Origin of the sequence: Pseudomonas sp. S49 (assembly GCF_009866785.1) — a bacterium.
Classification (GTDB): domain Bacteria; phylum Pseudomonadota; class Gammaproteobacteria; order Pseudomonadales; family Pseudomonadaceae; genus Aquipseudomonas.
Window position 1 is genome coordinate 2107930 of the sequence record NZ_CP019432.1, and the last position, 13036, is coordinate 2120965.

Genomic DNA, 13036 nt, shown 5'->3' on the forward strand with positions numbered 1-13036 from the left:
CACAGTGGATGGTGTGTAACTCAGGTTTGTGTCAGCCACCCTTTGCAACTACCGTGACCCGAGTCCTGACCCGATGAACACAGAATTTCGCAAAACCCTGCCCGGCAGCCCTCTGGATTATTTCGACGCCCGTGCGGCTGTCGAAGCGATTCAGCCCGGCAGTTACGACACCCTGCCGTACACCTCCCGCGTGCTGGCGGAAAACCTTGTGCGTCGCTGCGACCCGGCCACGCTCACCAATTCCCTCAAGCAACTGATTGAACGCAAACGCGACCTCGACTTCCCGTGGTTCCCGGCGCGCGTGGTCTGCCACGACATTCTCGGTCAGACCGCGCTGGTCGACCTCGCTGGCCTGCGCGACGCGATCGCCTTGCAGGGCGGTGACCCGGCGCAGGTCAACCCGGTAGTGCCGACGCAATTGATCGTCGACCACTCGCTGGCAGTGGAGGCAGGCGGTTTCGACAAGCAGGCGTTCGAGAAAAACCGCGCCATCGAAGACCGTCGCAACGAAGACCGTTTCCACTTCATCAACTGGACCAAAAAGGCCTTCAAGAACGTTGACGTGATCCCACCGGGCAACGGCATCATGCACCAGATCAACCTGGAGAAAATGTCTCCGGTGATCCAGGTGCGTGAGGGCGTGGCGTTCCCCGACACTTGCGTCGGCACCGACAGCCACACCCCGCACGTCGATGCTTTGGGCGTGATTGCCATCGGCGTTGGCGGTCTCGAAGCCGAGAGCGTGATGCTCGGTCGCGCCTCGTGGATGCGCCTGCCGGAAAGCGTCGGCGTCGAACTGACTGGCAAGCTGCAACCGGGCATCACTGCCACCGACATGGTGCTGGCGCTGACCGAATACCTGCGCAAACAGAAAGTCGTCGGCGCGTGGCTGGAGTTCTTCGGCGAAGGCGCCGCTGCGCTGACCCTCGGCGACCGCGCGACCATCTCCAACATGGCCCCGGAATACGGCGCCACGGCGGCGATGTTCTACATCGACCAGCAGACCATCGATTACCTGAAACTGACCGGTCGCGAAGACCAGCAAGTGCAGTTGGTCGAGCAGTACGCCAAGCTCACCGGCCTGTGGGCAGACAGCCTGAAAGGCGCGCAATACGAGCGAGGGCTGAGCTTCGATCTGTCCTCGGTCGTGCGCAACATGGCCGGCCCGAGCAACCCGCATGCCCGCGTCGCGGTGGCGGATCTGGCCGCCAAAGGCATCTCCGGCCAGTGGGATGACGTGCCGGGACAAATGCCCGACGGCGCAGTGATCATCGCCGCCATTACCAGTTGCACCAACACCAGTAACCCGCGCAACGTCATCGCCGCCGGCCTGCTCGCGCGCAACGCCAACAAACTCGGCCTGACCCGCAAGCCATGGGTGAAATCCTCGCTAGCGCCGGGCTCGAAAACCGTCGCGCTGTACCTCGACGAAGCGGGGCTGACCACGGAGCTGGAGCAGCTCGGATTCGGTGTCGTCGCCTTCGCTTGCACTACCTGCAACGGCATGTCCGGTGCGCTCGATCCGGTGATTCAGCAGGAGATCATCGACCGCGACCTGTACGCCACCGCCGTGCTCTCGGGCAACCGCAACTTCGACGGCCGCATCCACCCGTACGCCAAGCAAGCGTTCCTCGCTTCGCCGCCACTAGTGGTCGCTTACGCCATCGCCGGGACCATCCGTTTCGACATCGAGAAGGACGTGTTGGGCGTGGTCGACGGCAAAGAAATCCGCCTGAAAGACATCTGGCCGAGCGACGAAGAAATCGACGCCGTGGTGAAATCTTCGGTCAAGCCTGAGCAGTTCCGTCAGGTCTACATTCCGATGTTCGCCGTCCACGAAGACACCGGCCCGAAAGTCACGCCGCTGTACGACTGGCGCGAAATGAGCACTTACATCCGCCGTCCGCCGTACTGGGAAGGCGCGCTGGCCGGCGCACGTCCGCTTAAGGGCATGCGCCCGCTGGCGGTGCTGCCGGACAACATCACCACCGATCATCTGTCGCCATCCAACGCGATCATGCTCGACAGCGCTGCCGGCGAATACCTGGCGAAAATGGGCCTGCCGGAAGAGGACTTCAACTCTTACGCCACGCACCGTGGCGACCACTTGACCGCGCAGCGCGCAACGTTTGCCAACCCGAAACTGTTCAATGAAATGGTCGTGGAAAACGGCAAGGTCAAACAGGGTTCGCTGGCGCGTGTCGAGCCGGAAGGCAAAGTGATGCGCATGTGGGAAGCCATCGAAACCTACATGGAACGCAAGCAGCCGCTGATCATCATTGCCGGCGCCGATTACGGTCAGGGTTCGTCCCGCGACTGGGCGGCGAAAGGCGTGCGTCTGGCCGGTGTCGAGGCGATTGCCGCTGAAGGTTTCGAGCGCATTCACCGCACCAACCTGGTGGGCATGGGCGTGTTGCCGCTGGAGTTCAAGCCGGGCACGGACCGTCATACGTTGGCCATCGATGGCAGCGAAACCTATGACGTGATCGGCGAGCGCAAACCGCGCGCGGACCTGACGCTGGTGATCCATCGCAAGAACGGCGAGCGCGTTGACGTGCCGGTGACCTGCCGTCTGGATACCGCTGAAGAAGTATCGATCTACGAGGCCGGCGGCGTGTTGCAGCGCTTCGCTCAGGACTTCCTTGAAGAGTCGGCGGTTGCCGTTTAAATCAACTGATGCGGGCATGGGATTTTAAGTCCCATGCTTTCGGTAAGGAGCAATATGGCTCACGCACCACAAATAAAAATCCCCGCCACCTACATGCGCGGCGGCACCAGCAAAGGCGTGTTTTTCAGCCTCAAGGATCTGCCTGAAGCGGCGCAGATTCCCGGTCCGGCTCGCGACGCTTTATTGCTGCGCGTGATCGGCAGTCCCGACCCGTACGACAAACAAATCGACGGCATGGGCGGCGCGACGTCGAGCACCAGCAAAACCGTGATCCTGTCGAAAAGCATCAAGGCTGATCACGACGTCGATTACCTGTTCGGTCAGGTCTCCATCGACAAGCCCTTTGTGGACTGGAGCGGCAACTGCGGCAACCTCTCGGCTGCGGTCGGTTCGTTCGCCATCAGCAATGGCCTGGTCGATGCCAGCCGCATTCCGCACAACGGTGTCGCGGTGGTGCGCGTGTGGCAGGCCAACATCGGCAAAACGATTATTGCCCACGTGCCGATCACCAACGGCGAAGTGCAGGAAACCGGTGATTTCGAACTCGATGGCGTGACTTTTCCGGCTGCTGAAGTACAAGTCGAATTCATGGACCCGGCGGCGGAAGAAGAGGGTGGCGGTGGTTCGATGTTCCCCACTGGCAACCTGATTGATGAGCTGGAAGTGCCGGGTGTCGGCACGTTCAAAGCGACCATGATCAACGCTGGCATCCCGACGATTTTCGTCAATGCCGAAGACATTGGTTACACCGGGACCGAGTTGCAGAGCGCGATCAACAGCGATCCGCAAGCGCTGCAGATGTTTGAGAAGATTCGGGCTTATGGCGCGCTGCGCATGGGCCTGATCTCCAATCTGGACGAAGCGGCCAAGCGGCAGCACACGCCGAAAGTCGCGTTTGTCGCCAAGCCTGCAGATTACGTGGCGTCGAGTGGCAAAGCGGTTGGCGCTGGTGATGTGGATTTGCTGGTACGTGCGTTGTCGATGGGCAAGTTGCACCACGCGATGATGGGCACGGCGGCGGTGGCGATTGGTACGGCGGCAGCGATTTCCGGCACGTTGGTGAACCTTGCGGCGGGTGGCGTTGAACGTAATGCCGTGCGCTTCGGGCATCCGTCCGGAACGTTGCGCGTTGGCGCTGAAGCCAGTCTGGAAAACGGCGAGTGGGTGGTGAAGAAAGCCATCATGAGCCGTAGCGCACGCGTTCTCATGGAAGGCTACGTGCGCATCCCGGGTGATTCTTTCTGATTTGAGATTTTTCACCCTCACCCCAGCCCTCTCCCAAAGGGAGAGGGGGCCGACCGAGGTGTCTGGGGTTGTACATCGACCTGAAAGATTGAGTCGATTATGGGTTCAAGGGGCCGACCGAGGTGTCTGGGGTTGTACATCGACCTGAAAGATTGAGTCGATTATGGGTTCAGGGGGCCGACCGAGGTGTCTGGGGTTGTACATCGACCTGAAAGATTGAGTCGATTATGGATTCAGGGGCCGACCGAGGTGTTTGAAATTGTGCATTGACCAGATCGATTATGGATTCAATGGCGATCGTTCACGTCGGTGAACCTCCACAGCATCCCCCAATCGGTTCCCTCTCCCTCGGGAGAGGGCTAGGGTGAGGGGCCCACCCACTGAAGAAACACAAAACAAGCAGGCACCCCAGACCTGCAATCACCCAAACCCGCCAAGCCCTGAGGAAGACCGCACCCACTCATCATTCCCGCACAGGAGAACCGCAATGAGCGCCAACGTCGACCTGAACAACCGCCCCGACTACGACCATGTCCTGCAGGACATCGCCGATTACGTCCTCACCTTCAAAGCCCCCTCTGCCGAAGCCCTCGACACCGCCCGCAACTGCCTGATGGACACGCTGGGCTGCGGCCTGCTGGCACTGCGCTTTCCCGAATGCACCAAGCATCTCGGCCCAATCGTCGAAGGCACCGTCGTGCCGTTTGGTGCGCGAGTCCCGGGTACGTCTTATCGCCTCGACCCAGTGAAAGCCGCGTGGGACATCGGCTGCATCGTCCGTTGGCTCGACTACAACGACACCTGGCTCGCCGCCGAGTGGGGCCATCCATCGGACAACCTGGGCGGCATTCTTGCGGTGGCCGATCACCTCTCGCAGAAGCGCCTGGCCAATGCTGAAGCGCCGCTGACCATTCGCGATGTGCTGGAAGCGATGATCATGGCCCACGAGATTCAAGGCGTGATTGCTCTGGATAACTCCTTCAATCGTGTAGGACTCGATCACGTCATTCTGGTGAAAGTCGCCTCGACCGCCGTTACCGCCAAACTGATGGGCGCCAATCGCGAGCAATTGTTGTCGGCGCTTTCCCATGCGTTCGCCGATGGTCAGGCGCTGCGCACCTATCGTCATGCGCCGAATGCCGGCTCTAGAAAGTCCTGGGCGGCGGGGGATGCGACGAGTCGTGGCGTGCGTCTGGCCGACATCGCCATGCGCGGCGAAATGGGTATTCCCGGCGTGCTGACTGCGAAACAGTGGGGCTTTTATGACGTACTGTTCAGCCACACCAATAGCGATCTGGCGCTGAAACCGGAAGATAAACGCGCTTTCAGTTTTTCGCGGCCGTTCGGCAGTTACGTGATGGAAAACGTCCTGTTCAAAATCAGCTTTCCCGCCGAGTTCCACGCGCAAACCGCCTGCGAAGCGGCAGTGACCTTGCACCCGCAGGTGCGCAATCGTCTGCACGAGATCGACCGTATCGTCATCACCACCCACGAATCGGCGATCCGCATCATTTCCAAGGTCGGGCCGCTGGCCAACGCCGCCGACCGTGACCACTGCATCCAGTACATGACCGCCGTGCCGCTGGCGTTCGGCAATCTGGTCGCCGAGCAGTACGAAGACGATTTCCACCGGGCACATCCGGTCATTGATGTGTTGCGCGAAAAAATGGTCATCGTCGAAGAGCCACGTTTCACCCGCGAGTATCTCGAGGCCGACAAACGTTCGATCGCCAACGCCGTACAAGTGTTTTTCAAGGACGGCAGCAGCACCGAAAACGTCGTGGTGGAATACCCGATCGGCCATCGCCGGCGCCGTGCCGAGGGCATTCCGTTGCTGGAGGACAAGTTCAAAGCCAATCTGGCCACGCGCTTCACCGGCCAACGCAGCGGCGAGATCTTTGCGTTGTGCAAGGATCAGGCGCGGCTCGAAGCCACCCCGGTCAACCGCTTTGTGGATATGTTGGTTATCTGAACCACTTTTCCACAGGCAATTTGGTAATCGCAAAACCGCTCAACAAAATCGCCGAATAGATCATCAGTTCCCGGGACAGGGTTTGCCCTTCGTACCAGGCGCCGATGATCACGGCGAACACCGGAAAAATGATGAACACGAACGACAGGATGATCGGGCTCAAGCGTTTAAGCAGCAAAAAGTAAACGATGAATCCACCCACCGATGCCACCAACCCGAGATACAGCAGGGCGCCCCACGAGCGGGCGCTGACGTCACTGAACGCCGGCGTCTCAATGCTCAGACCGACAATAAATAACATCAGGCCGGCAATGCCGATCGGCAGCGTGTTGTAGGTGATCACGCTGATCGCGCTGCCGTGTTTTTTCGTCACCACGTAGCACAGCGCATGCATCACCGCTGCACACAGAATTGCCAGTACGCCAAGCCATTCCGCCTGATCCAGATGCAGACCCTGACTGCGAATAATCATGAACAGACTGCCAAAGCCAATCGCGATGCCGAGCATTTGCGACGGGTAGATTTTCTCGCGCAGAAACAGCGCCGAGAACAGCAGGATAAAAACTGGCATGCAACTGAACAGCAGGGCGGTCAGGCCCGATGACACGTGCATCTCGCCGTAGTTGAGCAGGTAGTAGGGCAGGCTGAAATACGACAGCGTGACGAACACAAAGAACCAGCGACTTTGCTTTGGAAAAAACAGCGGTTCCTTGCGCAACAGCGCGAAGCTCAGGAACAGCGGAAAAGCGATCAGAAAACGCAGCCCGGCGGCGGTCAGCGGTGGCACGCTTTCCACCGCAATCTTGATACCCAGCCACGTCGTGCCCCAACTCAGGCAGACGATCAGAAACAAGGTACTGGTGATCAATCCGGCGAGCCAGGGTTTGCTGATGTTCATCGGTGTGCTGACGGCGGTCGACATGCGGCGTGCTCCGAACGGTGGAATTGACCTGATCGCGGAAACGGTCTATTCCTGATTGAACCTGTTATAAGCACGCTATTCGGGGTGACAATGACTGTCAAAGTAAGTATTGCCATGGTGTCAATCCTTCGCGATAGCCTCGTCAACGGCGTGGGCGTGAAGTACAAACGTCTGGCGGATGCAGTCGCGCAAGCCATCGATGAGGGCGTCATCGATGCGGGATGCAAGTTGCCGCCGCACCGTTTGCTGGCGGACAGCCTGGGGGTGACCATCGGCACCATCAGCCGTGCCTACGGTGAACTTGAACGTGTCGGATTGGTGGTGGCTCGCGTAGGAGATGGCACCTATGTGTGTCAGCGCGGGATGGAGCGGCCGCAGGACAAAGGCTTTCGCAATGTCAGTGATGAGCCGTCAGCCTGTTTCGACATGAGCCGCAATCAACCGATTCCAGCGCAAGAAGCGGCGTTCATGAGCCAGAGTCTGCAGGAACTGGCAAGCGATCCGCGGGTGTTACAGCAGTTGACCGGGTACACCGCTGAAGGTGGGCTGGCACGGCACCGATTGGCGGGTGCGGTCTGGCTGCAGCACGAGGCGTTTGTGCCGCACGTCGATCAGGTGTTGTGCGTCAACGGTGGCCAGCATGGTCTGTTGTGCGCACTGATGGGCCTGCTCAAGGCCGGCGACACGGTGGTCACCGAGCATTTGTCCTACCCCGGATTGATTGGCGTCGCACGCCAGCTCGGGATAAAGCTCATTGGCGCGGCGATGGACGACGAAGGGCTTTTACCGTCGGCGCTGGAGGACATTTGCCGTCAGCATCGTGTTTCAGCGCTGTATTGCACCCCAACGATCCAGAATCCTACAGCCGCTGTGATGTCGATCCCACGGCGCGAGGCGCTCGCCGAGCTCTGTCGCCAGCACAATTTGTTGATCATCGAAGATGAAGCCCACGCAGTACTGGATCGCCAGCGCCCGTTGCCGCTCAGTTATTTTGCGCCGGAGCGTTCAGTGCTGATCGGCAGTTTGAGCAAGGCTGTTTCAGCGGGTTTGCGCGTTGGTTATCTGCACGCGCCGCAAGCGTTGATCGGGCGTTTGAGTGCCGCCATCCGCGCTACCTGCTGGATGGCCAATCCGTTATCGATGGAAGTGGCGAGCCTGTGGATCGAAAGCGGCATGGCCGAGCGTTTGCTGGACGAGCAGATCAGCGAGATCGCTCGGCGCAAAGCGTTGGTGGCGCCTGTTCTGCAGGGTTTGAATTACAAGACTCACCCTTACAGTCCGCATTTCTGGGTGGAGGTGCCTGAGCTGTGGCGGGCGTCGCAGATTGCGGCGGAGTTGAAGGAAAACAACTATCTGGTAGCCACCGCCGAGGTGTTTGCGGTCGGGCATTCAGCGGTGCCGCAGTTCATTCGGGTAAGTGTGTGTAATGCGGTGGGGGATGATCGGTTGTTGCTGGCAGGTTTTGAAGCTCTGGCCAAGGCATTAACAGACACCGTGTAATCGTTCTTCGCGAGCAGGCTCGCTCCCACATTCGACCGCATTTCAACGGGATAAACGCGATCAAACTGTGGGAGCGAGCCTGCTCGCGAAAGCGTCAGCCCAGACACCACAAATCTATTTGAACCGCCGCTCCACACCTTTCTCCACCAGAATCTTCGCCGAAATCTCTTCCACCGAAAAATGGGTGGAGTTGATGTTGGGGATGTTTTCGCGGCGGAACAGATTCTCCACTTCACGCACTTCGAATTCGCACTGGGCGTAGCTCGAATAGCGGCTGTTGGGCTTGCGCTCGTTGCGGATCGCGGTGAGGCGGTCCGGGTCGATGGTCAGGCCGAACAGCTTGTGCTGATGCGCGCGCAGGGCAGTAGGCAGGGTCAGACGCTCCATGTCGTCTTCGGTCAGCGGATAGTTGGCCGCGCGGATGCCGAACTGCATGGCCATGTACAGACACGTCGGCGTTTTGCCGCATCGCGACACGCCCACTAGTATCAAATCGGCTTTGTCGTAATAGTGCGTGCGCGCGCCGTCGTCGTTGTCGAGGGCAAAGTTAACCGCCTCGATGCGCTCCATGTAATTGGAGTTGTGCCCGATCGAATGGGATTTGCCGACGGTATAGGAAGAATGCTCGGTCAGTTCCTGCTCCAGTGGGGCGAGGAAGGTCGAGAAAATGTCGATCATGAAACCATTGGACGTTGCGAGAATCTCACGGATGTCCTGATTGACGATGGTGTCGAAGATGATCGGACGGAAGCCGTCGGTTTCAGCGGCTTTGTTGATTTGTTGTACCATGGCTCGCGCTTTATCCACGCTGTCGATGTACGGTCGCGTGAATTTGCTGAAGGTAATGTTTTCGAACTGCGCCAGGAGGCTTTGACCCAGGGTTTCGGCAGTGATGCCGGTGCCATCGGAGATGAAGAAAGCAGATCGTTTCATTTGCACCTTGGGCCTTAAGCTAGTCATCAATCTTGGATATGATAGGCGCGATTTGCCGGCCGCCAATGGCCAGCATTCTCACTTATTTTCCAGGTCCAGGCCATACAACCGGCCAAGGCTCCCCCGGGCCGCCGGTTTCTGAGCTTTTCCAACACAGTTAGTGGAGAGATCACCTTGGTAGAGTACGTAGTTTCCCTCGATAAGCTCGGCAAACACGATGTTGAGCATGTGGGGGGCAAGAACGCATCCCTGGGCGAGATGATCAGTAACCTGGCAGGCGCCGGTGTTTCGGTCCCCGGCGGCTTCGCCACGACGGCTCAGGCCTATCGTGATTTCCTCGAACTGAGCGGCCTCAACGACCAGATCCACCAGGCCCTCGACGCGCTCGACGTCGACGACGTCAACGCCCTGGCCAAGACCGGCGCGCAGATCCGTCAATGGATCATGGAAGCCGAATTCCCCGAAAAACTGAATGCCGAGATCCGCACCGCGTTCGCCGCGCTGTCGGCCGGCAACCCTGACGTGGCCGTGGCCGTGCGTTCTTCCGCTACCGCCGAAGACCTGCCGGACGCCTCCTTCGCCGGTCAGCAGGAAACCTTCCTGAACATCCGTGGTGTGGAAAACGTTATCCGCGCCGCCAAAGAGGTGTTCGCTTCGCTGTTCAACGACCGTGCGATTTCCTACCGCGTGCACCAGGGCTTCGACCACAAACTGGTCGCCCTGTCGGCTGGCGTGCAGCGCATGGTGCGTTCGGAAACCGGCACTGCCGGCGTGATGTTCACCCTCGATACCGAATCCGGTTTCCGTGACGTGGTGTTCATCACCGGCGCTTACGGTCTGGGCGAAACCGTTGTACAAGGCGCGGTCAACCCGGATGAGTTCTACGTCCACAAGGGCACGCTGGAGGCCGGTCGTCCGGCGATTCTGCGTCGTAACCTGGGCAGCAAAGCCATCAAGATGATCTACGGCGACGAGGCCAAGGCCGGTCGTTCGGTCAAGACTGTCGATGTCGACAAGGCTGATCGTGCACGTTTCTGCCTGAGCGACGCTGAAGTCAGCGAGCTGGCCAAGCAAGCGATGATCATCGAAAAGCATTACGGCTGCCCGATGGACATCGAGTGGGCCAAGGACGGTGACGACGGCAAGCTGTACATCGTGCAGGCCCGTCCGGAAACCGTGAAAAGCCGCACCCAGGCCAACGTCATGGAACGTTACCTGCTGAAAGAAACCGGCACCGTGCTGGTGGAAGGTCGTGCGATTGGCCAGCGCATCGGCGCCGGTAAAGTGCGCATCATCAAGGACGTCTCCGAGATGGACAAAGTCCAGCCGGGCGACGTGCTGGTTTCCGACATGACCGACCCGGACTGGGAACCGGTCATGAAGCGCGCCAGCGCCATCGTCACTAACCGTGGCGGTCGTACCTGCCACGCAGCGATCATCGCTCGCGAGCTGGGTATTCCGGCTGTGGTTGGTTGCGGCAACGCCACCCAACTGCTGAAGGATGGCCAGGGCGTGACCGTGTCTTGCGCCGAAGGCGACACCGGTTACATCTTCGAAGGCGAGCTGGGTTTCGACATCAAGAAGAACTCCGTCGACGCCATGCCGGAGCTGCCGTTCAAGATCATGATGAACGTCGGCAACCCGGACCGCGCCTTCGACTTCGCGCAGTTGCCGAACGCCGGTGTCGGCCTGGCCCGTCTGGAATTCATCATCAACCGCATGATTGGCGTACACCCGAAAGCGCTGTTGAACTACGACGGTCTGCCGCAGGAAATCAAGGAAAGCGTCGACAAGCGTATCGCTGGTTACGACGATCCGGTCGGTTTCTATGTCGAGAAACTGGTTGAAGGCATCAGCACCCTCGCTGCCGCGTTTGCACCGAAGAAAGTCATCGTGCGTCTGTCGGACTTCAAGTCCAACGAATACGCCAACCTGATCGGCGGCAAGCTCTACGAGCCGGAAGAAGAAAACCCGATGCTGGGCTTCCGTGGCGCTTCGCGTTACATCAGCGAATCGTTCCGCGACTGCTTCGAGCTTGAATGCCGCGCGCTGAAGCGTGTGCGCAACGAAATGGGCCTGACCAACGTCGAAATCATGGTGCCGTTCGTCCGTACCCTCGGCGAAGCCAGCCAAGTGGTGGATCTGCTCGCCGAAAACGGCTTGAAGCGCGGCGAGAACGGTCTGCGCGTGATCATGATGTGCGAATTGCCATCCAACGCGATCCTTGCTGAAGAATTCCTCGAATTCTTCGACGGTTTCTCGATCGGTTCCAACGACCTGACTCAGCTCACGCTGGGCCTGGATCGCGATTCCGGTATCATCGCGCACCTGTTCGACGAGCGTAATCCGGCGGTCAAGAAGCTCTTGGCCAACGCGATTGCCGCGTGCAACAAGGCCGGCAAGTACATCGGTATCTGCGGTCAGGGTCCATCCGACCACCCGGATCTGGCCAAGTGGCTGATGGAGCAGGGCATCGAAAGCGTGTCGCTGAACCCGGACACCGTGCTGGAAACCTGGTTCTTCCTGGCGGAAGGCCAAGCGCCGGCCTGATAAGTATGTGAACGGCCCGTTCCCTGTGGGAACGAGCCTGCTCGCGAAGACGGAGCAACATCCGCCATGGATATTGGCTGACACTCCGCTTTCGCGAGCAGGCTCGCTTCCACAGGAGGCGGGTTTTGAGATTCAAGTAGGGCGGGCTCCTGTAGATGCCGCCCTTTTTTGTGCAAGAGCATTATGCAAAGCAGCAGTGACCTATTTCCTGTCGCCCTGATCAGCGCCGAACGGCGCGGCGATCTGAGCGAAGACGTGTATCGCCTGAAACCCGGCAACAGCCCCGACTGGTCCGTGGAAATCGCTGTGACCCGGTTGGGCATGGCCGATGACTCGGCGCCTCGCGGTGTGCCGGTGATTTTGCTGCACGGCAGTTTTTCCAATCGACGTTTCTGGTTTTCACCGAAAGGCCTGGGCCTGGGCGCGTATCTGACGCGACTTGGGTTCGACGTGTGGATTCCGGAGATGCGCGGTCACGGTTTGTCGCAGCGCAACGAGGAATACCGGCGCAACCGTGTCGCCGACTACGCCCGTTACGATCTGCCGGCGATTGCCGCGTTCGTGCGTGAGCAGAGCGGGCAGATTCCGCACTGGATCGGCCATTCGCTGGGCGGCATCACCCTGGCGGCGGCACTCGGTGGCGAATATCTTGGCGAGCCGGCGGTGGCTTCGGCGGCATTTTTCGGCACCCAGGTCAGCCGTACTTACTGGCCGCTGAAAATCCCGCCGGTCGAGTGGAGCGGGCGCTTTATTCTCAAGCGCTTTGCGCAATTGTCGGGTTCGCGGCTTAAACGAGGCCCGGAAGATGAACCGATCGGCCTGGCGCTGGAAAGCATGCGCTGGTACGGCTTGTTCGGCCGTTTTGGTGATAAGGACAAGGATTGGTGGGCGGGTCTGGCCGACGTCAAGGTGCCGGTGCTGGCAGTGACGGCGGCGGGGGATCATCAGGATCCGGCCTGGGCCTGTCGCAAACTGTTCGAACAGATCGGCTCCGAGCACAAGCAATTCGTCAATCTGGGGCGCGAGCAGGGTTTCACCGATAATTTCGGTCATGTTGAAATGTTGGTGAGCAAAGCGGCGCAGAATGAAGTGTGGCCGTTGGTAGCGCGCTGGTTGAACGATCAGCAAACGCCGTTACTGGGCGAGAAGCCTGATCTGGCTGCTGCGGTCTGAGACGGGGCTGGGTAAAGGGCATTTCGTTCAGGTCGGCTTGCGGCTAAGATATGACGAATTGTGCGGTTCTGGT

Annotated in this window: 8 protein-coding genes; 6 read left to right on the forward strand and 2 right to left on the reverse strand. The window is 59.6% G+C overall.

The window, feature by feature from the left end:
* Positions 1 to 73 precede the first annotated feature (73 nt).
* The 3 genes from acnD (at position 74) to prpD (ending at position 5885) form a co-directional block, all read left to right on the forward strand.
* On the forward strand, positions 74 to 2668 hold the full coding sequence (gene acnD, locus PspS49_RS09325) for a Fe/S-dependent 2-methylisocitrate dehydratase AcnD (protein ID WP_160038923.1): 2595 nt from the start codon (positions 74 to 76) through the stop codon (positions 2666 to 2668).
* A 54-nt stretch (positions 2669 to 2722) separates the two neighbouring features.
* The gene (prpF, locus tag PspS49_RS09330) at positions 2723 to 3913 is read left to right on the forward strand and encodes a 2-methylaconitate cis-trans isomerase PrpF (protein ID WP_160038925.1); all 1191 of its coding nucleotides are present in this window, start codon (positions 2723 to 2725) and stop codon (positions 3911 to 3913) included.
* 487 nt (positions 3914 to 4400) lie between these two features.
* Positions 4401 to 5885, forward strand: a complete 1485-nt coding sequence (gene prpD / locus PspS49_RS09335) for a 2-methylcitrate dehydratase (protein WP_160038927.1) — start codon at positions 4401 to 4403, stop codon at positions 5883 to 5885.
* Here prpD and PspS49_RS09340 read toward each other — a convergent pair.
* The gene (locus tag PspS49_RS09340; RefSeq protein ID WP_174245107.1) at positions 5878 to 6783 is read right to left on the reverse strand and encodes an EamA family transporter; all 906 of its coding nucleotides are present in this window, start codon (positions 6781 to 6783) and stop codon (positions 5878 to 5880) included. The two genes, prpD and PspS49_RS09340, sit on opposite strands and share 8 nt — an antisense overlap.
* Before the next feature lie 114 nt (positions 6784 to 6897).
* Here PspS49_RS09340 and PspS49_RS09345 point away from each other — a divergent pair, with 114 nt between their 5' ends.
* Positions 6898 to 8307, forward strand: coding sequence for a PLP-dependent aminotransferase family protein (locus tag PspS49_RS09345; RefSeq protein WP_160038929.1), 1410 nt, complete (start codon positions 6898 to 6900; stop codon positions 8305 to 8307).
* Positions 8308 to 8421: 114 nt separating this feature from the next.
* On the opposite strand, the gene PspS49_RS09350 is transcribed toward PspS49_RS09345, so the two are convergent.
* A complete protein-coding gene (locus tag PspS49_RS09350) occupies positions 8422 to 9240 on the reverse strand; it encodes a pyruvate, water dikinase regulatory protein (RefSeq protein ID WP_007916411.1) in 819 nt (272 codons plus the stop codon).
* A 174-nt stretch (positions 9241 to 9414) separates the two neighbouring features.
* Between PspS49_RS09350 and ppsA the strand changes: the two genes are divergently transcribed.
* Positions 9415 to 11790 (forward strand): phosphoenolpyruvate synthase, encoded by a 2376-nt coding sequence (gene ppsA / locus PspS49_RS09355; protein WP_127926486.1) that lies wholly within the window; start codon positions 9415 to 9417, stop codon positions 11788 to 11790.
* Positions 11791 to 11973: 183 nt separating this feature from the next.
* Complete coding sequence (locus tag PspS49_RS09360; protein WP_150751637.1) at positions 11974 to 12963, forward strand: alpha/beta fold hydrolase; 990 nt, start codon at positions 11974 to 11976, stop codon at positions 12961 to 12963.
* Positions 12964 to 13036 lie beyond the last annotated feature (73 nt).

Bases quoted from the DNA above. Each gene is read 5' to 3' on its own strand.
- acnD (WP_160038923.1), top strand. From the start codon at position 74: ATGAACACAGAATTTCGCAAAACCCTGCCCGGCAGCCCTCTGGATTAT.
- prpF (WP_160038925.1), top strand. From the start codon at position 2,723: ATGGCTCACGCACCACAAATAAAAATCCCCGCCACCTACATGCGCGGC.
- prpD (WP_160038927.1), top strand. From the start codon at position 4,401: ATGAGCGCCAACGTCGACCTGAACAACCGCCCCGACTACGACCATGTC.
- PspS49_RS09340 (WP_174245107.1), bottom strand. From the start codon at position 6,783: ATGAACATCAGCAAACCCTGGCTCGCCGGATTGATCACCAGTACCTTG.
- PspS49_RS09345 (WP_160038929.1), top strand. From the start codon at position 6,898: ATGACTGTCAAAGTAAGTATTGCCATGGTGTCAATCCTTCGCGATAGC.
- PspS49_RS09350 (WP_007916411.1), bottom strand. From the start codon at position 9,240: ATGAAACGATCTGCTTTCTTCATCTCCGATGGCACCGGCATCACTGCC.
- PspS49_RS09360 (WP_150751637.1), top strand. From the start codon at position 11,974: ATGCAAAGCAGCAGTGACCTATTTCCTGTCGCCCTGATCAGCGCCGAA.